The following is a 22,967-nucleotide window of genomic DNA, read 5'->3' as shown; positions in this document are numbered from 1 at the left end:
TGATTGTGGAAACACTCTTGCCTTACCTGAAAGCTGGAGGTGAATGAAATGCCAAACATTAAAGGTGCTATCAAACGCGTGAAACAAAGTGCTGCTGCTAACGAGCAGAACTCTCATGTTAAAGCTTCTATGCGTACTGCAATCCGTAAAGCGGATGCTGCTCTTCTTAATAACGAAGAAAACGCTGGAGATCTTTTGAGAGATGCTGTGAAACAATTGGATACTGCTGCCCGTAAAGGTCTGATCCATAAAAACACTGCAGCTCGTCAAAAATCACGTCTAACTAAAAAAGCTCAATAATGATATGTTAAAAGACTGCCTTCACGAAAGGCAGTCTTTTTTTGTGCTGTTATAATCCATTCATCAGGAATAGTTCCAATTTTCGCTGACGATTGCCGCTTGTGGTTTTCAGCTGCAGATCAATCGTCGCCAAATCATCCAGCGCTTTCAGTAAAACAGGAAGCGGCGGCAGACTTCGCTGCATCATCAGCTTCACCCGGTACGGATGAATATGAAGCGTTGCTGCGATTTGTTGCTGCTGATAACCTTTTTTCCGCAAATTCGTCACATGGATCATCAGACGTACCTGACTTGCAATAAGTGACGCCAGCATAATGGGTTCTTCTCCGTTACGGAGAAGATCATGATAGACTGCCAAAGAATCAGCCTTTTTATTGTTGACGAATGAATCGGTCAGCCGAAAGACGTCCATCTCCGGTGTGCGGGCTACAAGCTGTTCAATCATATCGATGTCTGCCGTCCCCTGATACGCTGTATACGCCGCAAGTTTCTCCACTTCTGCAGAAAGCTGCAGCAAATCAGTTCCTGCCATTTCCATCAGAAACTCCGCGGTTTTTTTATCGAATGTAACGCCTTTATCTTTTCCTTGCTGCATAATCCATGTGGACAAATCCTGCCCTTGCATGGCCACTGCTTCTACGACAACCGCATGTTTTTTAATTTTCTTCGTAATTTTCTTCCTCGCATCAAGCTTTTCATAAGGCGCGACGAAAACAACAGTTGCGGTCGGCGAAGGATTCTCCAGCCACTGTTCCAATAATCCCAGCTGATGATTCTGTTTTTCTTTTGTGTTATCTGTGGCCTTCAGGAATGAACAGTTCTTTGCCACGATCAGTTTATGATCAACCAAAAAAGGCAATTCATCCGCAACTTCAAGAACCGCCTGAATTGGAGTTTCTTCCAAGTCAAAACGGTTCACTTCAGAAGATGTCATTCCGGGCACTGCCTTGATCAGCTTCTTAATTGTTTCATCAAGTAAATGCTGTTCGGTGCCTGTCAGCAGATACACCGGCTGCACATCACCTTTTTCAATTGTGTTCCAAATTTTTGTTACCATCTTCTTCACCTCAGCTGCCTAATACTTATCATAAAAACCTGAGCTAACTATACATGAAATTCATCTATTTCTCCATACTAGCAGGAAAAGGAGGTATTTTTGATGAAAAAGTCTGAACGCGCAAACGGCAGCCGGCGCAGCATTCCGAAAACGAGAGAAAAAGAAGAAATTTCCCTGGAAATGATGGACTTGGAAGAATTACAGCCTAAACAAGAGCCAATGACACCAAACCACAGAGAAACAGCAGAAAAAGACCGATATTATTAACACTAAATCAAAGAGCGGAACTTGCTGTCGGCAGCTCCGCTCTTTGACTCATTATTCATGAAGTTTTTGAACAATTTGTGTCAACGTTCATTGCAAGCTTTGAAAACTGCAATTTATATGGATTTTTCCTTCACTTTCATCTATACTTAGTATGGAATTAGGAGGTGTAGCAATGAATGAATTTGAACATGATGTCCAATCCAAACGTAATGATGCGATTGACAGTGGCATCGGCTTTATAGTTTCGTTTATCGGTTTTTCTGCAATTTTTGTTGTTGCTACGATCATCGATATCGTCGCTCGCTAATCAATTGTTTATAAAATAGACACATCCGTCATGCCGGCGGATGTGTCTATTTGCTTTCCTGCCTGCTGGACGAAGCAGAATACACTCCTTTCTTCACACGCAGTTCAATAGTCCCCCTTTCAGCAGTCGTCCAAACAGGAGTGCCGTTCTCCTTATAACGCTCCATCACGTCTTCATGCGGATGACCGTACCGGCTGTTCCTGCCTGCAGAAACCACTGCGAATTCCGGTTTTAAAAAGCGTATGAACGGCTCTGTGCTCGACGTCCTGCTTCCGTGATGACCCGCCTTTAATACGACCCTGCCAAAAGCGGAAGATGCGTATCTCTGCAAAAACCTTCGCTCTCCTTCGCTCTCCAAGTCTCCAGGAAATATAAGATGCAAATCTTCTTCTGTCATAATCAGCAGTAACGAACTGTCATTTCCTTCATATGCCCGCTGTTCCGGTGCCGCGTAGCGAAAATGATAATTTTGTAATTGCCAGCTTACGCCTTCTCCGACTAACCGAACCGGAACGCGCTGATGTTTTGCCAGCCGCAGAATTCCCTCCATCGCTTTCTCCTTTTCACTCCCGGGAGGTATATGAACCTCCAGTACACGCAGCTCCTCCATCACTTCATCCGCGCCTTCTATGTGATCCAGATCGGCATGCGTGAGCATTAGCCGGTCTATTTTCGTAATACCTTGCGCTTTTAAATAAGGCACCACAATATTCCGGCCGATTTCAAATGGCTGCTCAGGTGTTTTCCAGGTTGATTCGCCAAAGTGAACGACTCCTCCCGTATCGATCACGTAGACCGCCTTGCGAAAGGGCATCTCGATGATTGTGCTGTCTCCCTGTCCCACGTCAACGTACGATATAATCACATCGCGATGCATGATAGGCTTTACCTCCAAATACAGTGCGGGTATAAGCAGACAGATGCTCCCTAGAATCATCGTCTTCCGCCTCTCCAGACAGACAAGAAAGATCAATATACCAACCACTGCAAACACGGCGCCGAATGCATCTGGCCGCCCTGGCGTCCACAGTTGATAAGGCATCGAAGCAAACCAGGTCGTCATGCCGCCAATCCAGCCGCGTATCGGTTCATAGAGAGTAAATAGGACAGCCGCTGTCTGCGGTGAGATATACGTGCAGACGAGCAGAACTAAATTTGCAGGTAAAATGAACACTGAATAAAGAGGCACATAAAACAAATTTGCGGCAAATGAAGAAATCGACAGTTCATAAAAGTGGTACAGCAAAATTGGATATAACGCAACTTGTGTAATAACCGTAACAAGAAATGAAACGAAGAAGCCATTTTTCGCCTCATTTAGAATTGCTGAAGAATACAGCAATGAAAAAGCCGCTAAGTAAGATAGCTGAAAACCTGGCTGAAAGACGATATACGGCTGAGTAACAATGAAAAACAATGCGCTCAATGCAAGCGCGTCATCCAGCCGCAATTTAACGTTTCCGGATACCGCCAGCAATAGAATCATCGTCACGGTGACTGCACGCCAAACTGACGGTGCGCCGCCCGCGACGCATGCATAGACTGGAAGAAACAGCAGCAGACTGTATGTGACCCATTCTTTCCGGAGACCGGCGCGCAATAAAATGGTCCGTATAAAAAAGGTCAATAAACCGACATGCAGTCCCGAGATTGCAAATAAGTGAGTAATACCGAGCGTACGGTACTCTTTCTGTAATACTTGGTCCATCCCCGTACGGTCGCCGATCAGCAATGCTTCCGCTTCGGTGACAAGCGAAGGAGGAAACCGTTCATGGATGTGCGTTTTAATGGCCGACCGATAGTGTGAAAGCCTGGAGCGCACCGTAGACAGCGGTACGATTGCATGTATATTCTTTACTTCCAGAATACCTGCAGCACCGTTCATCCGCAGATAGCGTGCCATATCAAATGAATAGTCATGTGCTGCGGGCTCCAATTCTTTCGGCTCGACTTTCGCGGTGAACTGAAAAGTGGATAAACGGGCGGATTGAAATCGTTGCTTCTCCTGCTCTGAGCCAAGCGTATACATCATATAGACGATTGTGCCATCTGTCAGGCGGGCGAAGCCTTTTACTTTCGCACCGTCTATTTTCACTTGATCTTGCCATTGGAATGTAACGACTGACTGATCGGGGAGAACGGAAGTATTATGGGAGAAATACAAAAAAGAGAAACTTGCCAGAAGCGCGCAAAGAATTAGGTGGAGATAATCTTTGCGTAAAAAGTAGAATGGAATGAGGTAAACTGCATGTAAAAATAAAAGCGATCCCGAAAGCTCAGCCGCAAAGGCAGAAACTGCAACAGGAATCGCTATATACATCCATCGTATCGATCGGATTAATTGCCAAATAAATGATTCACCCTTTGCAAAAGGGTATCCAGTTCTTCAGGTTCAGCGCCAAGCTCCTGCATTTTCAACAGCATTTCATTGAACAGCGCAAACTTCTCTTCGCTTGCAAAGTCAATGGAACGTTCATCAAACGGCACTTTTTCAATCGCAACGCCTGCCTGCGCGAACAGCTCCAGCGCATATTCACTGTTACGATAATCTTCCGCATACTTGACCCGTTCAATGCCTGCCTGAATCAGCGCTTTACTGCACTGCAGACACGGAAAATGGGTGACGTAGATTGTTGCCTGCGCAACAGGTATTCCGTATTTGGCACATTGCAGCAGCGCATTCATCTCTGAATGGATTGTTCGTACGCAATGATTATCTACGACATAACAGCCATGCTCTATACAGTGATCACCGCCGGATATCGAACCGTTATAGCCGCCTGCGATGATGCGCTGATCACGGACTAGAACAGACCCTACAGAAAGCCGTGTGCATGTGCTGCGCATTGCCAGCAGATGACTTTGCGCCATGAAGAACTGATCCCAAGTTATTCGCTCCATACGGTCGCCTCCATCAGTTACTAATATGTGGTGCTAATTTCTCAAACGTCTTGTCGCCAATACCGGAGATGTTTTTCAGATCATCCAGTTGTTTGAAAGCACCATTTTCTTCACGGTATTGAATAATCGCCGCAGCTTTCGCGGGGCCAATGCCGGGAAGTGTCTGAAATTCACTTTCATTCGCAGTATTGATATTTACTTTTGCACTGGAACTGTCAGACGACGGGGAAGAGTCTGCTGCAGGAAAAATTGGCGGCTCTTCTCCTGCGACAGGCACGTAGACCACAGATTCGTCCTGCAGCCGCTGCGCATGATTGAGCAGACGCGTGTCCGCAGACTCTGTGTAGCCGCCCGCTTTGTCAACAGCATCTAACAGCCGATCTCCGTCTTGCATAGAATAAAGACCAGGATGTTTCACTGCGCCTTTTACGTCGACGAGTATAGCAGCAGAAACGGCTTCTGCTACGAGTTCGACCGGCGCTTCCACTTCTTCAATAGTTCCGGATTCTGTCGTTTCAATTGTTTCTAAAAGGGATTGTCCACGTTCTACGGATAATTCATCCGGCTGTTCCCGGGGAAAGAACAAAACAGTGGAAAGTACAGCGAACGCTGCAATAGGAATGATCAATGTACGCCATTTTTCGGTTAGAAATGAACGGATAGTCAACAATCCTTTCTTTCAGCACCGTATGGAGTCCCCTTAACTATACCCGATTCAAAAAAACTATGAAAGAACTATTTACGTGCTTGGAAAAATATTCTTTCGCTTTCTTCATCCGGGGCTTCATCTTCCCAGTCCGCAAAAATTCGCTCAATCTGAAATCCGGCTTCTTCAAGCATCTGGACATACTCAGGCACAGCAAATGAGCGTTGCATATGTACTTCATCGAATCGGCGGTATGTGCCGTCTTCCTGTTTCACGAAAAACGCCAGCTCCGAATAAATTGAATGACGCTCATCTCCGGGAGCCGTCTGCCATACATACGTAATCCGCTGATTATCAAATACGAATGGTCCTTCAAGAAAAATTTCATCCATTTTGAATAGGGAATGCACGTCAAATAACAACACGCCGCCTTTATTCAGCGTGCCGTAAATCCGCCGGAATGTTTCCTCAACATCGGCTTGTCTGATGACGTAATTCAACGAGTCAATGGATATGACCGCTGCGTCGAACGTATTATCCACATCCAGCTGCTGCATCGGCTGTTCAATGAATTCAATATCGAGCGAAAGGGACTGCGCACGGTGAGCGGCCACTTCAAGCATGTCCGCAGACAGGTCGACCCCCGTGACCTTGGCGCCTTTTTTTGCGAGCATCGCGGAAAGCAAGCCAGTTCCGCAGCCAATATCCAAAACTTTTTTCCCGAAAACGCCAGCAGACGCCAAATCGAGTAACTCGACATAGGCGTCATACGGGATATCATTCATCAGTTCGTCATAAATTGGGGCGAACGCTGAATAAGAAGAAGTCATTGATCGGTCGCCACGTCTAACTGCGGTGCGTCTCCCCATAACTTTTCTAAGTTATAGAATCCGCGCTCGTCTCTATGGAACACATGGACTACAACGTCGAGCAAATCGACCAGTATCCAGCGGCCTGCGTCAAACCCTTCCATGCGCTTCACTGTGAAGCCTTCTTTGGAAGCCTGGTCAGCCACTTCACGGGCAATCGCCTGTACCTGACGCTCTGAGTTGGCATGACAAATGATGAATTGATCTGCTATCAGTGAGATGCCCTCCATGTTTAATACTACGATGTCTTCTGCTTTCTTACTGTCTACTGCCTTGTATGCTAATTCTAATAATGTTGGCATATTTCACTGTTCCTTTCTTCTGCGTACATGTTCATTATAACAGTCAAATGAATAAGGGAATATAACTGCGTACTTGTGAACCAAGAACTGCAGCGTATGCTGAATGCACTCCGTCATTTGATCTTCCAGCGGTTCACCGTCAATCCGCTGGCGCAACTCATTGATGCCCGGAAACTTCCGGCCCGGCTCGATCAGATCGGCGATGTAGATTACCTTCTCCAACTCGCTCATACCTGCACGGCCTGTCGTATGGAAACGGATGGCCTGCAAAATTTCATCATCGTCGACTCCATAACGCTCTTTCGCAAGCAGCGCTCCGACTGGTGCGTGCCACAGTTCCGAGTGATACTTTACGTACAGTTCATACTCTTCGTCACGTTTCAGCAATTCCAGTAATTCCTCTTTGTTCATAAACTTGGCGTAATCATGAAAGAGGCCGGCAACTTCAGCCTTCTCCACTGAAACTCCCACTTCTTCCGCTAATTTCATTGCCGTTTCCGTGACACGCAATACGTGTTCATAACGCTCTTTCGGCAAACGCCGCTCCAGGTCATTTCGAACTTGTTGAAGATCCATATAATCTCTCCTCTCGAATGTAAGCTTCGACAGCCGGCGGAACCAGCAGCTGCACTGTTCCGTCTTCGGCAAAACGCCGGCGTATCAGTGTGGATGATAAATCTAGCTGCGGCGTTTCCACCAATCGCACCGGAATTTCAGAAACATTGTCAGCACCTGGGCGTTTGACACCTATAAAGGTCACGATCTGCAGCAGCTCTTCAATCCGGTGCCACGCCGGCAGCTGATCAATCATATCGCCGCCAATGATAAAATAAAAGTCACAGTCCGGTTCGTTTTTTACTAATTGCGACATTGTATCATATGTGTACGATACACCGCCGCGTTCAATTTCAAACGACGAAGCACGCAGACCTTCGATTTCATCCGCTGCCAATTTCACCATTTGCAGACGCTGCTCTGCAGTCGCGTCCCCCGCGGCTGTCTTATGCGGCGGAACAGCAGCCGGCATCAGCCATACCTCGTCCAGTTCCAGCGCATAGCGCACTTCATTGGCAATCAATAAATGTCCGGTGTGCGGCGGATTAAAAGTTCCGCCCAAAATGCCGATTCGTTTCATCTGATTCTCCTTACGGTAATTGTATGCGTTTTTTCTCTGCTGACTCTCTGTATAGAACAATCGTGCTGCCTATAATCTGAACTACATGAATCCCTTTGTACGCGCCAATTTTCTCCGCAATTTCATTTTTATCTTCGTCGCAATTCTGAAGAACACTTACCTTCAATAGCTCACGTGCTTCAAGCGCTTCGTCAATTTGCACAAGGATCGCTTCTGTCAAACCGCTTTTTCCGATTTGGAACAATGGATCCAAATGATGCGCTTCACTGCGCAGAAATCTTTTTTGTTTACCTGTTAACATGTTTACCCGCCAACTTTCATTGTAATCGTATCAATCATTTTTTTTGTGTCAGGATAGACGCCTGTCCACTTTTCAAAAGCGAGCGCCCCCTGATGGACGAACATTCCTACACCGTTCATCGTCTGTGCGCCTGCCTTTTTTGCAAGCCGTAAAAATTCTGTTTCGAGCGGATTATAAATAATATCCGCTGCAACAGCACCGCTGGACATATTTTTTGGATTAAGCGGTATACCCTCCTGCGCAAAATTCATGCCGACAGAAGTCGTTTGCACAATCAGGCCGAACTCCGACAGCCGCTCTTCCGCGTCTTCTATAGAAAGTGCGTGGCCGTCCTCCATATCCGCAGCAAGTTCAGCGGCTCTGGACGCGGTCCGGTTAGTAAAATAAAGCGGGCTGAAACCTGCCGACTGCAGCGCAAAGGCAATACCTCTTGCTGCACCGCCGGCACCGATTACCAGCACAGGACCATTCACTGCATCCGTAAACTCCTGCAGCGATTTCACAAAACCCGCACCGTCTGTATTTGCACCGGCCAGCTTTCCGTCTTCTGTATGATAAACGGTGTTGACTGCGTTCATAACCTTTGCCGATTCATCCACTTCATCAAGCAACGGAAGTATTGTCTGTTTGTGAGGCACCGTCACGTTCCAGCCGCTGCATCCAAGTGTCCGCAAGCTGCTGACAGCTTGCTCAAGATTATCCGCCGCTGCATGAATCGGTATATATGTCGCATCGAGATTGTTTTCACTGAGCCACTGATCATGCATGACCGGCGACATCGATTGTGCGATGGGATCGCCCAGCACTGCATACCACTTTTTCATTACCCCATTCCCCCCGCCTTTGTTTAGATCAATGAAGGCCTAATTTCCACATTTACACCCTTCGGTGCATGAACAGCCACCTTCACATTCGCATGCTGAACCGTGATCCACCCGAGACCTGAAATAACCAAATCCATTTTTGCCTTCTTAATCGAAAATTCATGCCGCACAAGCGGAGGCAGTTTTTCAAGAGAGGCCGGACCTGGCGGTGACAGCATATCGCCGAGATGATTCGCAAATAATTCATCCGCATTTTCCAGCTTTGTCCTGTGCAGCGGCAGACCATTTGCCGCATAAATATTGAATGAAGAACGTTCGCCCTGAATAAAATCAAAGCGGGCCAGTCCGCCGATGAATATAGTCTGCTCTGCATTCAGCTGATAGACTTTCGGCTTCAATTCTTTTTTGGGTGTTATCAATTTCAGATCATGCGCATCCAGATGATGTGCCATCTGGTGATCGTTAATGATTCCCGGTGTATCCATTAATGATTTTCCGTCATCCAACGGAATCTCGACCACATCAAGCGTGGTGCCCGGGAAATAAGATGTCGTAATGACATCTTCCATACCTGTCGCCTCTTTGATAATCCGATTAATGAACGTAGATTTTCCGACATTTGTGCATCCGACTACATAGACGTCTTTGCCTTTGCGGTATGTTTCGATGGCATCAAGCGCTTCACTCATGCCGTTGCCTTTTACTGCAGAAACCAGCAGCACATCAGCAGGTTTCAATCCAAGCTTCGCCGCTTCTTCTTTCATCCAATTCGTTACACGTTTAGGATTGATTGACTTAGGAAGAATATCCGCTTTATTGCCGATCAGTAAAATGTCTTTTTTCCCTACGAACCGATGCAGACCATGGATCCAGCTTCCGTTGAAATCAAAGATATCCACCACTTTGACGATTAAGCCTTCTTTTTCGCCAATTCCGTTCAGAATCGCCAGAAAATCGTCTCCCGATAGAGAAACCGGCTGCAGTTCATTATAGTTCCGTAATTTAAAACAGCGCTGACAGATGACATCTTCCTTCTCTAAGGCTGCAGGCGGTGCATAGCCCTCAGCCATTTTATCTGCCGTTTGGATGGTAATACCGCATCCAATACATTTGATTGATTCCAAATTCAGTCCTCCCACGTAAGTAATCCTTTTCTTTTGAACCTTGCCATGATCCGGCGCTCTATCGCCCGGTTAAACTTTGTAATCGTGGCGTCAGAACTTGCCACAGGAACGACTAATATCGTCTGCAAGCCCACACGATTTGCACCCAACACATCCGTCAGTAATTGATCGCCAATCATGACAACTTCCTCTTTCGGCAGTCCTAGTGTAGCCAGTGCCTGATAGAAGGCTTTTTTCATCGGCTTCCGCGCTTCACAAATATACGGGATGCCCAATGGATCACAAAAATGACTGACACGCTCTATATGGTTATTGGAAACAACTGTAATTTGCAGACCTGCATCGCGCATAGATTCAAACCACGCCATAATATCTTGCGTAGCATCTGCACGATCCCATTCAACGAGTGTGTTGTCTAAATCCGTAATAATACCCTTGAACCCTTTTTCAATTAACTGTTCAGGTTTGATTGACAATACTGATTTAACATACGCGCTCGGTAAAAAATGATTTAACACATTATCCTCTCCGCCCTACAACAAATTCTTGTCTGATTATAACATAGTTGTGTAGACTGCACGCACAACTATGTCTGATTTCATCGCTTTTCTTGCCAGTGATAGACCTTCCGTTGTTTGCATAGAGTAAAGTACCAATAATCGGAGGTGGTCACATGAGCGGGTTTTTCTTGGCTGTCATGCAATTATGGCTAGAGATCCCCGCGCTGATCGGTTACATCAGAGGGCAGGCATTCCTTCGGCCGTTATCGAAAAAAGAAGAGGCCGAGTGCTTACAACGATTGGCAGAAGGTGATGAAAGTGCCCGTGATGAACTCATTGAGCACAATATGCGTTTAGTCGCCCATATCGTCAAGAAGTTCCAGCCTAAGCACGAGCTGCTCGATGATTATATTTCGATTGGCGCGATTGGTCTGATGAAAGCTGTCAACAGTTTTACGCCGGATCGCAAAACCAAGCTCGCCACGTACGCTGCACGCTGTATTGAAAATGAAATCCTTATGTATTTACGAACACAGAAAAAGGTGCAAAAAGACGTATCACTCTACGAACCTATTGGCCTCGATAAAGATGGGCAATCTCTAGAAATCGCAGACCTTCTCCAAACTGATGATGTCCCCCCACAAACCACCGTTGAGCAGAATGAACAAAAAGAGCGGCTTTACCGTCATTTGAATAAGCTGGATGCTCGTGAACTTGAAATTATTCAGAGACGATACGGCCTGCTTGATGATCAGCCCATGACTCAAAAAGAAATCGCTGAACAGCTGAAAATCTCAAGAAGTTACGTATCACGCATCGAAAAACGAGCAATTGTTAAATTGTATCAGTCATTTAAGCATGAATACCAATAATGCAAAAAGCGTTTCCGCTTGTGCTGTTCAGGGCATTTGCCCCCGCACATCGGAAACGCTTTGTTTCTATTGTTAGTCAGCTTTAACCTCACGCAAAATAATTGCTGCCAATAGTGCTGTGACGATAAATACTCCACCCATTAGGAATCCCATTGAATGTCCCTCCTCTCAACAAAACGATCTGCTGGTCTGTCTACTTAGCAATTTTATCATAGAACCATCAAAGTTTCGAGATGACGCGCAAAACAATCTGTGACGAGTGTTTGGCGGCCAGCGGTAAGAACTCATCGAAACTGACCGTCGATTCTTTCCCCGCAATATCAGATAACGCACGGATGACAACGCATTTCGTATGAAACTGATAACAGACCTGCGCTACGGCCGCCGCTTCCATTTCCACTGCGATGACGCGCGGGAATCTGCTCTTCACCTGCAGGACCTTTTCAGGATCTGCCATGAAGGTATCGGCTGAAGCGATCGTGCCGACAGCATGTTCATATGTATCTAGCTCTATAACTGCTTCTCTTGCCAGGCTGATCAGGTTAGGATCCGATGGAAAGCTGGCCGGAAGCTGAGGAACTTGTCCCAATTCATAGCCGAATGCTGTTACATCGACATCATGATGGAGAACATAATCAGATATTACAACTGTTCCTACTTCGAGGTCAGGATTCGTTCCGCCCGCAGAACCTGTATTCAGGACGATATCGGGTTTGTAGTTCTGCAGCAGGATTGCCGTAGCCATCGCCGCGTTTACTTTACCTATGCCGCTTTTCGTTACGATGACCTGATGCTTTCCTACTTTCCCTTCGATGAATTCACAATTGCCGATGGTTGTGATTTTTCCCAGTCCGATTTCTCTGCGTAAGATTTCGACTTCTTCCTCCATTGCACCTACGACTGCTATTTTCATGTATGCCCTCTCCTCTTTTTTCACTTACTGGTATGTGCTGCGGAGTACACAGCACATTGACAGATTCTTGCTGATTATTTCAGCACATCCATTTTCACAGGTTTCCAGCCTTGACCGTCCACCCATTCAAGATATACTTTGTACTTTTTGGAATTATCTCTGCTCGAAACAATACCTTCTGATTTTTGCGGGCCTCCGCCATTTTGAATACGCAAGAAAATTAATTCGTCTTCAGACATTCCCGTAGCATAAGAGATGGCTTTCTTTTTTTCATGCCAGTCAGCTGACTGACCGTCGTATTTGGATACGTGCTGACCTGTTTGCTTCGTTCCAATCGGTTTCCAGTTTGGATCCACAACAGATTTTTTACCGGCGTCTGATGAAGTTTCTTTCTTTGGATCTTCTTGCTGCGGCTCATCCTCTTCTTCCACAGATTCTTCTATCTCATTAACGACCGAAGCACTGTTTTCTTCAGAAGTTTCTGCTGCCGGTTCTTCAGTGCTGTCTGCTTCAGAACTCTCTGTGTCGGGTTCTTTTGCCTCTTCGTCGTCTTCAAGCACAATCGGTTCGATTGGGGCGTCATCAGACTTAGTGGCTTGCTGCGGCTGCTCCACAGTGAGTTCGTCCTTTTTACTGCCGTTGACAAACACAATTGCCACTACCGCGATGAGCACAACTACGACACCGATGGAAATATTCAATGCTTTGTTTACCTTATTTGCTTTGCTGCCTTGTTTTCGTGACGTTCTGGAATACTTTGGATCTCGATCTGCCACTTAGGACAACTCCTTTATTATGAAATCGTGTAGATATTCTGAAGGGAGATTACAGTAAAAATAAGCAATACCGTCTTCTGCTTGTGAGAAGACGGTACGCGTGTCATTTTATCTCGAGTATTTCAACTGACATTTCACCGCCGGGAGTTTGGATCTTTACTGTTTCATCTTTTTTTCGGCCAATTAATGCTTTTGCAATTGGAGAGTCATTTGAAATCAAGCCTTCAAGAGGGTTGGCTTCAGCCGAACCGACAATCGTATATGTCTCTTCGTCTCCGTCTGGTATTTCTTTAAAAGTAACCGTCTTGCCCAGTTGCACTTCATCTGTATTCAATTCATCCTCAGTAATAATGACCGCGTTGCGGATCATTCCTTCCAAAGAAGAAATTTTTCCCTCGACGAATGCCTGATCCTCTTTCGCTGAATCGTACTCAGAGTTTTCAGATAGGTCTCCGTAACTGCGTGCAATTTTAATGCGTTCTACTACTTCTTTTCGTTTAACCGTTTTCAAATACTCTAATTCTTCTTCTAATTTTGCTTTACCCGACGCTGTCATCGGATACTTTTTCTCTGAAACCATTTAGTAACACTCCTCAAATTTCTTTTCATAAAAAATACTATGTCACACAAACTTCAATTATGTGACATAGCAAAACTATTTTTGAATTGACCGTATGTTCTTCCCGGTCAGGAACGAACTTGACTGAATAATAAAGTCTCCACTCGCCTGGAATATCCTGACATTCCATCAGAATAATAGGATGTACGCTAAATTAATTTAAAATTATGTCATCATCATATTATACTTCGCTGGCAGAAGCAAGAATTGTTTTTATTTTCGTCACCATCAAATCAATAGCAACTGCATTCTCTCCACCTTCCGGAATGATTATATCAGCATACTTTTTTGTCGGCTCAATAAATTGATTATGCATTGGCCGGACCACATCCAAATATTGCCCGATCACGGAGTCTACCGTGCGGCCGCGATCATGAATATCGCGCTGTATGCGTCGAATGATGCGGATATCAGAATCCGTATCGACGAACAATTTAATATCCATGAGATTTCGCAGACGTTCGTCTTCAAGGACTAAAATTCCTTCCAGTATGATGACGTCCTGAGAATCTACAGTGACCGTTTCAGCAGAACGAGTATGCACGGTATAGTCATAGGTCGGCTTTTTTATAGCTTGTCTGCTGATGAGCTGATGAATATGTTCTATCAGTAAGTCTGTATCAAAAGCTAACGGATGATCATAATTGGTTTTTAGTCTTTCCTCAAATGCCAGATGCGACTGATCTTTGTAGTAGTCATCCTGTTCAATTACGACAACTGAATGACCTTGAAATACTTCATGAATTTTTTTAGTGACACTTGTCTTACCTGAGCCCGAACCCCCGGTAATGCCAATTACGACAGGTTTATTCTTCACAGTGATTCCCCTTCGCAGCATTTTGTCTCTGCCTTTTTAACCGCAGTCAGAATGCCGTCCCCAATGGGAAGCAGAGATGTTTCAAACTGTTCATTCTGCATCGCCCAGCCGGTAAATTGCTGCAAATTCCGGATCATCGTGCGGTTGCGTTTCGGTATGTCTGCATCTTCCAACAGCACCATACCATGCATGAACATATTATCACAATAGATTACACCTGAAAGACTCACGAGCGGGCTGTATTTGTCAAAGAACTTTCGATATTGCCCTTTCGCCGCATCAATAAACAGCGCATCAAACGGTTCTTGCGGCAATTTGGCTTCATCCAATTCAAGCGCGTCGTCATGCATGATGGTGATGCGGTCCTGCAGTCCGCTGCGGCTAATATTGGTAACCGCTGTATTGTAACGCTCTGTGTCCCGTTCAATCGTATAAATAACAGCCTGCGGAAACGCCTTGGCCAGCCGGATAGCCGAGTAGCCGATGGCGCTTCCAATTTCAAGAATACGTTTTGGCTGCTGAATCTGCAGCAGTCCGATCAGTGTGTAAAGGCCGGTGTCGTCCATAATCGGCACACGATGTTCTGCGGCATATTGTTCCATTTCCAGGATGAGCGGCTCTTTCTCTTCTGTAAAGCGGCTAATATAAGTATTGTAATCCGACATATCCACCCCTCCTTTACAGCGTATTATTTATTCTGGCTATCGATATATTTTGCTTTGTTTTTCAGGTGCTCTTCATACGTCTTGGTAAAATGATTTTTGCCGTCTTTATCGGCCAAGAAGAAGAGATATTTTGTTTTGGACGGTTCCACCACTGCCTGTATCGACGCAGTGCCCGCGTTTGCAATCGGTCCCGGCGGCAGTCCTTTATTTTGATACGTATTATATACATTATCCACTTTTAAATCTTCATTCAGCACACGTGACTTATGCTCGCCGAGCGCATATAAAACAGTCGGATCCGTCTGCAGCGGCATGCCTTGTTCCAGGCGGTTGTTGAATACACTTGCGATTGTTTCGCGATCAGACTGTTCTGTCGCCTCCTTTTCCAGCAATGAAGCAAATGTCAGCAGCCAGTGAGCCGATTTTTCTTTTTCCTTCAAATATCCTTGGTACGGAATGACGTTCTGAACAGTTGCCTCTACCATCGTATCGACGACTTCTTTCACTGTCACTTTCTCCTCATAGAAAGGATAGGTAGCCGGGAATAAATAGCCTTCGAGTGCATACCTGATATTTTTGTTCAGAATTTCTTCTGTAATAATATCAGGATACTTAGTGATATATTCTTGAATGACTTGTTCATTCGTTACATAATCCATAAACTGCTTTTCGCTAATACCTGTTTTTTCACTTGTTTTCTTTGCAATCTGATCCAGCGTAAGGCCTTCCGGTATTACGAGTGTAAAGGCGGGTGTGCGGTAGACAACGCCCGTTTTCAGACTTTCGATCAGTTCATCAGGCGTCATGGCCTGTGTTAACCCATACGTGCCCGCCTGAAATTCAGCTTCATTATTCACTTTGGCATAGTATTTAAAAATACGGGCACTTTTTATAATACCCGACTGTTCAAGTTTTTCAGATATTGCGTCCAAACCGGATCCGATCGGTATTTCTACTTCCACCACTTTTTCTGAATTTGGATCTACAGGCTGTAATGCACCTTTTATGTATGTATAGACTGAGAATCCTGCAACCAGTCCCACTACCAAAACAACAGCAACAATCCAAAACACTATTTTTCTAACGGTTCTCACTTCTTCCTTCTGTTCCAGCATTCGTTCAAACATAATCTCTTTTTTTCTTTGGGGCTCTTTTTCCACAAGCCTCACCTCTTCTTCCGCTATGGATAAATCAAGCAAAAAAGACGGAACGGTCCGCACCATTCCGTCCGTCACATGATGTTATCGTTTACTCGTCTTCTTCTTCAAGAAACGTGTTGAGTACTTCTTCTATCATATCCCACTCTTCATCGGATTCGATTTCAAGAAGCGAACCGCCTTCTTCCGTTTCCTCCGTCGGAATGAAAGCAGCTGCGTGAATTTCAACTTCTTCATCATCATCTGTCGGCTCTCCGTCTAGCACGTGGTACAGCACATAAGATCTTTCAAATTCTTTTGAATCAAATGTTAAAATTACTTCACATACGTGCTCTTCACCATTCTCGTCTACAATTGTCATTGTTTCTTGTCCGTGTTCCATTGTGTAATCACCTCTAAAGTTTTTTTGAATCTAAATACCCTTGTAAAATCATGACGGCTGCCATTTTATCAATGACTGACTTGCGTTTTTTTCGGCTGACATCCGCTTCAATAAGCACACGCTCTGCAGCCATTGTGGTAAGCCGTTCATCCCATAATATCACGGGGAAGCCGAACTTTTCACGTAATTTTTCTGCGTAGCGTTCAGATGCTTCTCCCCGCGGCCCAATTGTATTATTCATATTTTTAGGGTATCCGACGACGAACTCCGTCACTTCGTACTCTTCTGCCAGCTGTTTAACACGTTTCATGCCGAAAGAACCTGCCGCCTCATCAATTTTGATGGTTTCAATTCCTTGGGCTGTCCAGCCGAGGCTGTCGCTAATTGCGATGCCGACCGTTTTTGTGCCGACATCCAATCCCATAGTTCTCATACTGTCTAGCCCCTATTCTCCCTAATATAAAACTTTACTAATTCTTCAAGAATTTCATCCCGCTCCAGTTTGCGTATCAGACTGCGAGCGTCTTCGTGGCGTGGAATATAGGCTGGATCTCCGGACAATAAATATCCGACAATCTGGTTGATAGGATTGTAGCCTTTTTCTTCTAATGATTTGTAAACGTGGAGCATGACCGTTTTTACTTCTTCCTCCATCGACTCTTCAGGAAAGTTGAATTTCATCGTTTCATCAGACGAACTCATACTCGACACCCCGCTTTCCGATTTCCATTATGTGCAGTACGACTAATCGACCTTCTATATATAGAGTATACGGATAACATGCTGCCCGGTTATATACGGGCTCGTGCATACCTATTTATTTACCGGCACTAATTATCCGTATTCATGCATAGCGAACGTACATAATGGTTAAACAGATTTTACATAATCATACACGGATTGAAGCGCCTCATCAAGTTTAGACGCATCTTTTGCTCCAGCCATGGCCATGTCCGGACGGCCGCCGCCTTTTCCGCCGCAAAGTGAGGCAACATGGTTGACGATTTTCCCTGCGTGATAGCCGCCGCCTTTCAGATCGTCCGTGACGCCTGCTGCGAGCATAACTTTCCCGTCAGTTACTGTACCGAGTACAATGACGCTTTTGACCGTTTTTTGTTTCAGTTCATCAATCAATTGTCTAAGGCCGTTATTGTCTTTCACTTCTACATTTGCAGAAATCACTGTGATATCTTCGATTTGCTGTGCTGTCTCCAATACAGCTGTCAGCTGGCTGTTGCCGAGTTTCGCCTGCAATGATTCGTTTTCGCGCTGCAGCTCTTTAAAATCAGCCAGAATGGATTCGACTTTTGTTACCACCGTTTTCGGTGTAGCCTTTGCAGTCTCCGCCACTTGGTCGATCACAGCCTGATCTTCTTTAAACGAACGGAAAGCTTGTCCGCCGGTAAATGCTTCAATACGACGTGTTCCTGCCCCGATTCCGCCTTCTGAAATGATTTTGAAGACATTGATATCAGATGTATTGCGCACATGACAGCCGCCGCACAATTCAATAGAGTAATCTCCAACTTTTACGACGCGCACGATATCGCCGTATTTCTCTCCGAACAATGCCATCGCGCCCATTTCTTTCGCTTCTGCGATGGGTGCAAGCGATGTATCGACCGGCGTTCCAGCCCAAATTTGTTCATTCACCTGGAATTCGATGCGCTCCAGCTCGTCTTTCGTGACTTGTCCAAAATGAGAAAAGTCAAATCGCAGACGGTCTGGGCCAACATAGGATCCAGCCTGATTGACATGATCACCTAGGACATCTTTCAGCGCTCTGTGCAATAAGTGAGTTGCCGTATGGTTTTTGACTGTCAAGTTGCGTGAAAACTCGTCCACTTTCGCAGCAACTGCTGCGCCTTCATTCATTTCACCTGAGCTGATGAAGACGGTGTGAAGGTTTTGACCGTTTGGCGCTTTTTTCACATCACGCACTTCAGCAGTGAAGGAATCATTTGTCAATGTCCCTTTATCTGCAATCTGACCGCCGCTTTCAGCATAGAAAGGTGTGCGGTCCAAAATCAGCTGGACTGTTTCTCCTTCTGCTGCATGGCCAATGCGCTGCCCGTCCTGAATGAGCACACTGATGACTGCGTCCGCTTCGAGCTGGCCATAACCGATGAATTCACTGGCATCGTGAATTTCACCGAGAACGCCTGACTGAACATGCATGGAATCCGTTGTGGCGCGGGCAGCCCGTGCACGGTTCCGCTGTGCAGCCATCTCTTCATCGAATCCGATACGGTCAACCGTTACATCTTCTTCCAGAGCAAACTCTTCTGTCAGTTCAAACGGGAAACCATAGGTGTCATACAGCTTAAAAGCATCACTGCCTGAAACAATAAATGTACCCGACGCTTTTGCTTTTTCAATAATAGAGGAAAGAATCGTCATTCCGTCATGCAGTGTTTCGTGGAAACGATCTTCTTCGTTTTTCACGACTTTCATAATGAATGCCTGTTTATCATGCACTTCAGGATAGAAGTCTTTCATAATATCTCCGACAATCGGCACCAGCATGTACATAAACGGCTTATCGATACCTAATTGCTTAGCGAAACGCACTGCTCTTCTTAACAGACGGCGCAAAACATAGCCGCGGCCTTCATTGGAAGGAAGTGCTCCGTCGCCGATTGCGAAAGCTACTGTACGAACGTGGTCTGCAATAACTTTAAATGCCGTGTCTGCTTGGGATGTTTCCCCGTACTTTCTTCCAGATACATTTTCCACCGCTTCAATGATCGGCAGGAATAAATCCGTATCAAAGTTCGTCGGCACATCCTGGATTACCGATGCCATCCGCTCCAGTCCCATTCCTGTATCAATGTTTTTCTTTGGAAGCGGCGTATACGTGTTATCAGGGTTATGATTGAACTCAGAGAATACTAAATTCCAGATTTCCAAATAACGTTCGTTTTCTCCGCCCGGGTATAATTCGGGATCTGAGAAGTCATCACCGTAGGAAGGGCCGCGGTCATAGAAAATTTCAGAGTTTGGACCGCTTGGGCCTTCACCGATATCCCAGAAGTTCCCTTCCAGGCGAATAATGCGCTCAACCGGGATTCCAATCTGATCTTTCCAAATTTTATATGCTTCCTCATCTTCCGGATGGATTGTCACGGATAATAATTCCGGGTCAAAGCCGATCCATTGATCATTTGTCAGAAAATCCCACGCGCGGATAATTGCTTCTTCTTTGAAGTAATCCCCGATGGAAAAATTTCCGAGCATCTCAAAAAACGTATGGTGACGAGCCGTGTAGCCGACATTTTCAATGTCGTTAGTGCGGATTGATTTTTGTGCATTGGCAATCCGCGGATTTTCAGGAATTACCCGTCCGTCAAAGTATTTCTTCAATGTAGCGACACCGCTGTTGATCCATAACAAAGACGGGTCATCAACTGGCACTAATGCAGCTGATGGTTCTACATTATGTCCGTGCTCCTTAAAATAGTCTAAAAACATTTGGCGAATTTCAGTTGCCGTAAGCTTCTTCATCGTTTTGCTCCTCCTAAAATTAAAAAAACTCCCCCCCTTTTAAAAAAAGGGGCGAAGATTTCATTGATCGCGGTACCACCCTAATTACCGCATGACGCGGTATCTCGAGTTGCCTTAACGCGGCAAGACGGCAGGGATTAACCTGCACTTCGGAATAGCGTTCCCCGCAGTTCTGAGAGAGCTTTTTCAGCCAAGAAGCTCTTTTCTTCACACAGAATATACGGGTACTCGTTCCTTCAACGTTTTTCGATATTTCTAAACGAATTATAGGAAAGTTCTATCGCTTTGTCAATCAGTCGCCTCCAGAAAGTCGAATGGTGACAAATCAGACATACCGATCATAGGATCGATTGCAGTGAAATTATCCATCGTTAATTTTGCTGGGGATGCATCTTCCTGTTTCATCGTTTCCTGTACGGTCACTTTTTCGGGACGCGCCGCAGTTTCAGATGGAACGGCTTTCGTTTCGGGCTGTCCCGCTGTCTCTCCTTCAATCCGTTCTTTCAGCGTGGTCTGCCGTTCTGTTTCATCTGTGCGTGCAATACCTGCTTTGAACTCTTCTGCTTCACCGCATAAAATTAAAAAGTTTTTTGCACGTGTAATGCCTGTATAGAGCAGATTGCGCCGCAGCATTTTACGCTGGCTTTTGACGATCGGCATAACGACAATCGGGAATTCACTTCCCTGGGATTTATGGATAGAACAGCAATAGGCGAGCGTCAGCTGATTTAAGTCGCTGCGTTCATATTGCACTTCATTGCCGTCGTATGAAACGACCATAATGGCTTTTTTGTCAGTTGTTTCTTTAGCCAGCATGATAGCAACCACTTCGCCCATATCACCGTTAAAGACATTGCTCTCCGGCTGATTCACGAGCTGCAGCACTTTATCGCCGACACGGTAAGTGGTTTCGCCGAAGACCATTTCTTTTCTGCCTGATGCGGGCGGATTTATGATTTCCTGAATCATCTTGTTCAATCCGTCAATTCCCGCCGGTCCTTTGTACATCGGAGCAAGCACCTGGATATCTTTAATAGAATGACCTTTTGACACAGCGCTTTGGATAATCTGTTTAACAGCAGGTAAAATCTGTTCACTTGAAGCTTTTATGAAAGAACGGTCGGACGTTTTTTTAGTCACATCCATCGTCAATTCTTTTTGTTTAATCATATGTGCGAGTTCGATGATGGTGGAGCCTTCACTTTGGCGGAAAATATCCGTCAGTTCGACGACAGGAATTTTACCGGACCGCATAAAATCATGCAGCACTTGTCCCGGTCCGACAGAAGGCAGCTGATCCTGGTCTCCGACGAATAACAGCTGGGCGTCATTGCGGACTGCTTTTAGCAGCTGATGCATTAGCCATGTGTCCACCATGGACGTTTCATCAATAATGATGAGATTGCCTTCTACTTCCCGCTCGGTTTCTTCTTCATCTTCCTGGCCTGTAAAGCCGAGAAGACGATGAATGGTCATGGCAGGCAGCCCTGTAGATTCCGACATCCGTTTTGCCGCACGTCCTGTAGGAGCAGCTAAAATAATCGGGAACGGCTCCTTTTTACGTGCATACTCTTCTACATCCAGAGATATTCCATGCAATTCCGCGTACGCCTCGACCAGCCCTCTAATAACAGTTGTCTTCCCTGTCCCCGGCCCTCCTGTCAATACGAGAAGCGGGGAATGGAGAGCGCGTTCTATCGCTTCCACCTGTGTCTCGGCATACTCCACTTCAAGACGTTCTTCAATTTCACCAATTGCTTTTCTGATTTCAGATGCAGGGAACTGTTCGTCCACTTCATTTTCCAATATTTTATTCACTTTGGCAGCAATGCCAATTTCCGAATAATACAGAGACGGAAGGTACAGCCGCTGCATTTCAGCAGAAAGTGCGCCTTCTTCCACGAGCTCGATGACTGCCTGTGTAATGGCTTCGTACGAAATGCTATGCGGCTGACTCGCTTCTAGCAGCTGCTTTGCCTGCGGAAGAATTGCTTCTGATTCCACATACACATGCCCTGCTGAGTTCACTTCACTATGTACGCTGTAATAAACAGCTGCTTTAATACGCGCCGGATGATCGCCTACAAGTCCCAGTTGCTGTGCAAGATCATCTGCACGCTGAAAGCCGATTCCTTCAATTTCTCTGATCAGCCGATAAGGGTTTTCGGTCAGTATCGTAATGGCATCGTCCTGATACGCCTGATAAATACGCATAGCCACTTGCGGTCCGAAACCCCATTCATTCAGCTGGACCATTGTCCGTTCCAGTCCGAGGTTCTCCTGCAGCACGGCAACGAGGGTATCTTTTCTTTCTTCGCTCAAGCGGGGAACTTGATCGAGTACGCTGCGGTCTTCCAAAATCTTCTGGATAACATTATTGCCGAGTATTTTCACGATATCACCGGCAGTTTTTTTACCGATGCCCGGAAACAGATCACCAGACAAGTAATGGATGAGACCCGCCTCGGTTGCTGGTAATTCTTTTGTAAATGTCTGGACATCAAATTGCTGTCCGTGCACGGGATGATTGACAAGACGCCCCGTGAATTTATAATCTTCTTCGGCTATCAAAGGAGGGAATGACCCCTTAATGACGATTTCTTTATCACGGTAATCAGTATTTGTGGATGTGATTTTCATTTTGACGATGGAAAACAGATTCGCCGTATTATGAAAAATCGTCACCACCGGTCTGCCGATTACATATTGTTCAGATTCATTCATCGGGA

At 45.6% G+C, this 22,967-nt stretch carries 27 protein-coding genes and 1 other annotated feature; of the genes, 4 read left to right on the top strand and 23 right to left on the bottom strand.

What is annotated here, in order from left to right; all coding sequences use genetic code 11:
- The first annotated feature begins 48 nt into the window (after positions 1–48).
- Positions 49–300 carry a 30S ribosomal protein S20 gene (gene rpsT, locus SporoP37_RS16260; protein WP_081244658.1) on the top strand — a complete coding sequence of 84 codons (252 nt, stop codon included), beginning with the start codon at positions 49–51 and terminating at the stop codon, positions 298–300.
- A gap of 49 nt (positions 301–349) precedes the next feature.
- Here the strand turns inward: rpsT and holA are convergent, their stop codons facing one another.
- Entirely contained in the window at positions 350–1,357 is a 1,008-nt protein-coding gene (gene holA / locus SporoP37_RS16255; protein ID WP_081244657.1) for a DNA polymerase III subunit delta, read from the bottom strand.
- 102 nt (positions 1,358–1,459) lie between these two features.
- Here holA and SporoP37_RS17150 point away from each other — a divergent pair, with 102 nt between their 5' ends.
- Together SporoP37_RS17150 and SporoP37_RS16250 are read left to right on the top strand one after the other, a co-directional pair.
- Positions 1,460–1,624, top strand: a complete 165-nt coding sequence (locus SporoP37_RS17150; RefSeq protein ID WP_157118663.1) for a hypothetical protein — start codon at positions 1,460–1,462, stop codon at positions 1,622–1,624.
- Positions 1,625–1,796: 172 nt separating this feature from the next.
- On the top strand, positions 1,797–1,931 hold the full coding sequence (locus SporoP37_RS16250; protein ID WP_040758137.1) for a YqzM family protein: 135 nt from the start codon (positions 1,797–1,799) through the stop codon (positions 1,929–1,931).
- Positions 1,932–1,977: 46 nt separating this feature from the next.
- Here the strand turns inward: SporoP37_RS16250 and SporoP37_RS16245 are convergent, their stop codons facing one another.
- From SporoP37_RS16245 to SporoP37_RS16195, 11 genes are all read right to left on the bottom strand, one after another.
- Positions 1,978–4,095 (bottom strand): DNA internalization-related competence protein ComEC/Rec2, encoded by a 2,118-nt coding sequence (locus SporoP37_RS16245; protein WP_158233565.1) that lies wholly within the window; start codon positions 4,093–4,095, stop codon positions 1,978–1,980.
- A gap of 173 nt (positions 4,096–4,268) precedes the next feature.
- Complete coding sequence (locus SporoP37_RS16240) at positions 4,269–4,832, bottom strand: ComE operon protein 2 (RefSeq protein WP_085431567.1); 564 nt, start codon at positions 4,830–4,832, stop codon at positions 4,269–4,271.
- Between the two features lie 13 nt (positions 4,833–4,845).
- Positions 4,846–5,502, bottom strand: coding sequence for a helix-hairpin-helix domain-containing protein (locus tag SporoP37_RS16235; protein WP_232329780.1), 657 nt, complete (start codon positions 5,500–5,502; stop codon positions 4,846–4,848).
- A gap of 65 nt (positions 5,503–5,567) precedes the next feature.
- Positions 5,568–6,308 (bottom strand): class I SAM-dependent DNA methyltransferase, encoded by a 741-nt coding sequence (locus SporoP37_RS16230; protein ID WP_085431565.1) that lies wholly within the window; start codon positions 6,306–6,308, stop codon positions 5,568–5,570.
- Complete coding sequence (rsfS, locus tag SporoP37_RS16225; protein WP_081244649.1) at positions 6,305–6,649, bottom strand: ribosome silencing factor; 345 nt, start codon at positions 6,647–6,649, stop codon at positions 6,305–6,307. Before rsfS ends, SporoP37_RS16230 begins: the two co-directional genes overlap by 4 nt.
- 3 nt (positions 6,650–6,652) lie before the next feature.
- Positions 6,653–7,225 carry a bis(5'-nucleosyl)-tetraphosphatase (symmetrical) YqeK gene (gene yqeK, locus SporoP37_RS16220; RefSeq protein WP_085431564.1) on the bottom strand — a complete coding sequence of 191 codons (573 nt, stop codon included), beginning with the start codon at positions 7,223–7,225 and terminating at the stop codon, positions 6,653–6,655.
- Positions 7,200–7,784 (bottom strand): nicotinate-nucleotide adenylyltransferase, encoded by a 585-nt coding sequence (locus SporoP37_RS16215; protein ID WP_081244646.1) that lies wholly within the window; start codon positions 7,782–7,784, stop codon positions 7,200–7,202. Before SporoP37_RS16215 ends, yqeK begins: the two co-directional genes overlap by 26 nt.
- 10 nt (positions 7,785–7,794) lie before the next feature.
- Positions 7,795–8,085, bottom strand: a complete 291-nt coding sequence (yhbY, locus tag SporoP37_RS16210; RefSeq protein ID WP_081244644.1) for a ribosome assembly RNA-binding protein YhbY — start codon at positions 8,083–8,085, stop codon at positions 7,795–7,797.
- Positions 8,086–8,087: 2 nt separating this feature from the next.
- Positions 8,088–8,909, bottom strand: coding sequence for a shikimate dehydrogenase (gene aroE, locus SporoP37_RS16205; protein ID WP_085431562.1), 822 nt, complete (start codon positions 8,907–8,909; stop codon positions 8,088–8,090).
- 23 nt (positions 8,910–8,932) lie between these two features.
- The gene (gene yqeH, locus SporoP37_RS16200; protein ID WP_443028624.1) at positions 8,933–9,979 is read right to left on the bottom strand and encodes a ribosome biogenesis GTPase YqeH; all 1,047 of its coding nucleotides are present in this window, start codon (positions 9,977–9,979) and stop codon (positions 8,933–8,935) included.
- A gap of 56 nt (positions 9,980–10,035) precedes the next feature.
- Positions 10,036–10,551, bottom strand: coding sequence for a YqeG family HAD IIIA-type phosphatase (locus tag SporoP37_RS16195; RefSeq protein ID WP_081244640.1), 516 nt, complete (start codon positions 10,549–10,551; stop codon positions 10,036–10,038).
- A 155-nt stretch (positions 10,552–10,706) separates the two neighbouring features.
- Between SporoP37_RS16195 and sigK the strand changes: the two genes are divergently transcribed.
- Positions 10,707–11,405 (top strand): RNA polymerase sporulation sigma factor SigK, encoded by a 699-nt coding sequence (gene sigK, locus SporoP37_RS16190; RefSeq protein WP_085431558.1) that lies wholly within the window; start codon positions 10,707–10,709, stop codon positions 11,403–11,405.
- A gap of 220 nt (positions 11,406–11,625) precedes the next feature.
- Here the strand turns inward: sigK and mtnN are convergent, their stop codons facing one another.
- The 11 genes from mtnN to recD2 form a co-directional block, all read right to left on the bottom strand.
- Entirely contained in the window at positions 11,626–12,318 is a 693-nt protein-coding gene (gene mtnN, locus SporoP37_RS16185) for a 5'-methylthioadenosine/S-adenosylhomocysteine nucleosidase (protein ID WP_081244637.1), read from the bottom strand.
- A gap of 74 nt (positions 12,319–12,392) precedes the next feature.
- Complete coding sequence (locus SporoP37_RS16180; RefSeq protein ID WP_085431556.1) at positions 12,393–13,094, bottom strand: YrrS family protein; 702 nt, start codon at positions 13,092–13,094, stop codon at positions 12,393–12,395.
- 103 nt (positions 13,095–13,197) lie between these two features.
- Positions 13,198–13,674, bottom strand: coding sequence for a transcription elongation factor GreA (gene greA, locus SporoP37_RS16175; RefSeq protein ID WP_081244634.1), 477 nt, complete (start codon positions 13,672–13,674; stop codon positions 13,198–13,200).
- A gap of 220 nt (positions 13,675–13,894) precedes the next feature.
- On the bottom strand, positions 13,895–14,530 hold the full coding sequence (gene udk / locus SporoP37_RS16170) for a uridine kinase (RefSeq protein WP_198160035.1): 636 nt from the start codon (positions 14,528–14,530) through the stop codon (positions 13,895–13,897).
- Entirely contained in the window at positions 14,527–15,195 is a 669-nt protein-coding gene (locus tag SporoP37_RS16165; RefSeq protein ID WP_085431553.1) for an O-methyltransferase, read from the bottom strand. Before SporoP37_RS16165 ends, udk begins: the two co-directional genes overlap by 4 nt.
- A 23-nt stretch (positions 15,196–15,218) precedes the next feature.
- Positions 15,219–16,322, bottom strand: a complete 1,104-nt coding sequence (gene mltG / locus SporoP37_RS16160) for an endolytic transglycosylase MltG (protein ID WP_232329852.1) — start codon at positions 16,320–16,322, stop codon at positions 15,219–15,221.
- A 121-nt stretch (positions 16,323–16,443) separates the two neighbouring features.
- Complete coding sequence (locus SporoP37_RS16155; protein ID WP_081244627.1) at positions 16,444–16,734, bottom strand: DUF1292 domain-containing protein; 291 nt, start codon at positions 16,732–16,734, stop codon at positions 16,444–16,446.
- A gap of 13 nt (positions 16,735–16,747) precedes the next feature.
- The gene (ruvX, locus tag SporoP37_RS16150) at positions 16,748–17,167 is read right to left on the bottom strand and encodes a Holliday junction resolvase RuvX (RefSeq protein WP_081244626.1); all 420 of its coding nucleotides are present in this window, start codon (positions 17,165–17,167) and stop codon (positions 16,748–16,750) included.
- Between the two features lie 5 nt (positions 17,168–17,172).
- Complete coding sequence (locus tag SporoP37_RS16145; protein WP_081244625.1) at positions 17,173–17,436, bottom strand: IreB family regulatory phosphoprotein; 264 nt, start codon at positions 17,434–17,436, stop codon at positions 17,173–17,175.
- Between the two features lie 168 nt (positions 17,437–17,604).
- Positions 17,605–20,238, bottom strand: coding sequence for an alanine--tRNA ligase (alaS, locus tag SporoP37_RS16140; protein ID WP_085431551.1), 2,634 nt, complete (start codon positions 20,236–20,238; stop codon positions 17,605–17,607).
- Between the two features lie 44 nt (positions 20,239–20,282).
- Positions 20,283–20,487: a binding site (T-box leader), on the bottom strand.
- Positions 20,488–20,526: 39 nt separating this feature from the next.
- Positions 20,527–22,962, bottom strand: a complete 2,436-nt coding sequence (gene recD2, locus SporoP37_RS16135) for an SF1B family DNA helicase RecD2 (RefSeq protein WP_085431550.1) — start codon at positions 22,960–22,962, stop codon at positions 20,527–20,529.
- Positions 22,963–22,967 lie beyond the last annotated feature (5 nt).

Origin of the sequence: Sporosarcina sp. P37, assembly GCF_002109365.1 — a bacterium.
In the GTDB taxonomy this organism is placed as follows: Bacteria; Bacillota; Bacilli; order Bacillales_A; family Planococcaceae; genus Sporosarcina.
The sequence above is the reverse complement of the archived record's forward strand: the minus strand, read 5'-3'. Positions and strand labels throughout refer to the sequence as shown.

Coding starts and splice junctions, on each gene's coding strand:
- yqeH (WP_443028624.1), bottom strand. CDS start 9,979: ATGGCTGAGGGCTATGCACCGCCTGCAGCCTTAGAGAAGGAAGATGTC.
- alaS (WP_085431551.1), bottom strand. CDS start 20,238: ATGAAGAAGCTTACGGCAACTGAAATTCGCCAAATGTTTTTAGACTAT.
- SporoP37_RS16145 (WP_081244625.1), bottom strand. CDS start 17,436: ATGAGTTCGTCTGATGAAACGATGAAATTCAACTTTCCTGAAGAGTCG.
- SporoP37_RS16165 (WP_085431553.1), bottom strand. CDS start 15,195: ATGTCGGATTACAATACTTATATTAGCCGCTTTACAGAAGAGAAAGAG.
- yqeK (WP_085431564.1), bottom strand. CDS start 7,225: ATGGATCTTCAACAAGTTCGAAATGACCTGGAGCGGCGTTTGCCGAAA.
- holA (WP_081244657.1), bottom strand. CDS start 1,357: ATGGTAACAAAAATTTGGAACACAATTGAAAAAGGTGATGTGCAGCCG.
- mltG (WP_232329852.1), bottom strand. CDS start 16,322: ATGTTTGAACGAATGCTGGAACAGAAGGAAGAAGTGAGAACCGTTAGA.
- recD2 (WP_085431550.1), bottom strand. CDS start 22,962: ATGAATGAATCTGAACAATATGTAATCGGCAGACCGGTGGTGACGATT.
- greA (WP_081244634.1), bottom strand. CDS start 13,674: ATGGTTTCAGAGAAAAAGTATCCGATGACAGCGTCGGGTAAAGCAAAA.
- SporoP37_RS16250 (WP_040758137.1), top strand. CDS start 1,797: ATGAATGAATTTGAACATGATGTCCAATCCAAACGTAATGATGCGATT.
- SporoP37_RS16240 (WP_085431567.1), bottom strand. CDS start 4,832: ATGGAGCGAATAACTTGGGATCAGTTCTTCATGGCGCAAAGTCATCTG.
- yhbY (WP_081244644.1), bottom strand. CDS start 8,085: ATGTTAACAGGTAAACAAAAAAGATTTCTGCGCAGTGAAGCGCATCAT.
- rpsT (WP_081244658.1), top strand. CDS start 49: ATGCCAAACATTAAAGGTGCTATCAAACGCGTGAAACAAAGTGCTGCT.
- SporoP37_RS16215 (WP_081244646.1), bottom strand. CDS start 7,784: ATGAAACGAATCGGCATTTTGGGCGGAACTTTTAATCCGCCGCACACC.
- rsfS (WP_081244649.1), bottom strand. CDS start 6,649: ATGCCAACATTATTAGAATTAGCATACAAGGCAGTAGACAGTAAGAAA.
- ruvX (WP_081244626.1), bottom strand. CDS start 17,167: ATGAGAACTATGGGATTGGATGTCGGCACAAAAACGGTCGGCATCGCA.
- sigK (WP_085431558.1), top strand. CDS start 10,707: ATGAGCGGGTTTTTCTTGGCTGTCATGCAATTATGGCTAGAGATCCCC.
- mtnN (WP_081244637.1), bottom strand. CDS start 12,318: ATGAAAATAGCAGTCGTAGGTGCAATGGAGGAAGAAGTCGAAATCTTA.
- SporoP37_RS16230 (WP_085431565.1), bottom strand. CDS start 6,308: ATGACTTCTTCTTATTCAGCGTTCGCCCCAATTTATGACGAACTGATG.
- SporoP37_RS16155 (WP_081244627.1), bottom strand. CDS start 16,734: ATGGAACACGGACAAGAAACAATGACAATTGTAGACGAGAATGGTGAA.
- aroE (WP_085431562.1), bottom strand. CDS start 8,909: ATGAAAAAGTGGTATGCAGTGCTGGGCGATCCCATCGCACAATCGATG.
- SporoP37_RS17150 (WP_157118663.1), top strand. CDS start 1,460: ATGAAAAAGTCTGAACGCGCAAACGGCAGCCGGCGCAGCATTCCGAAA.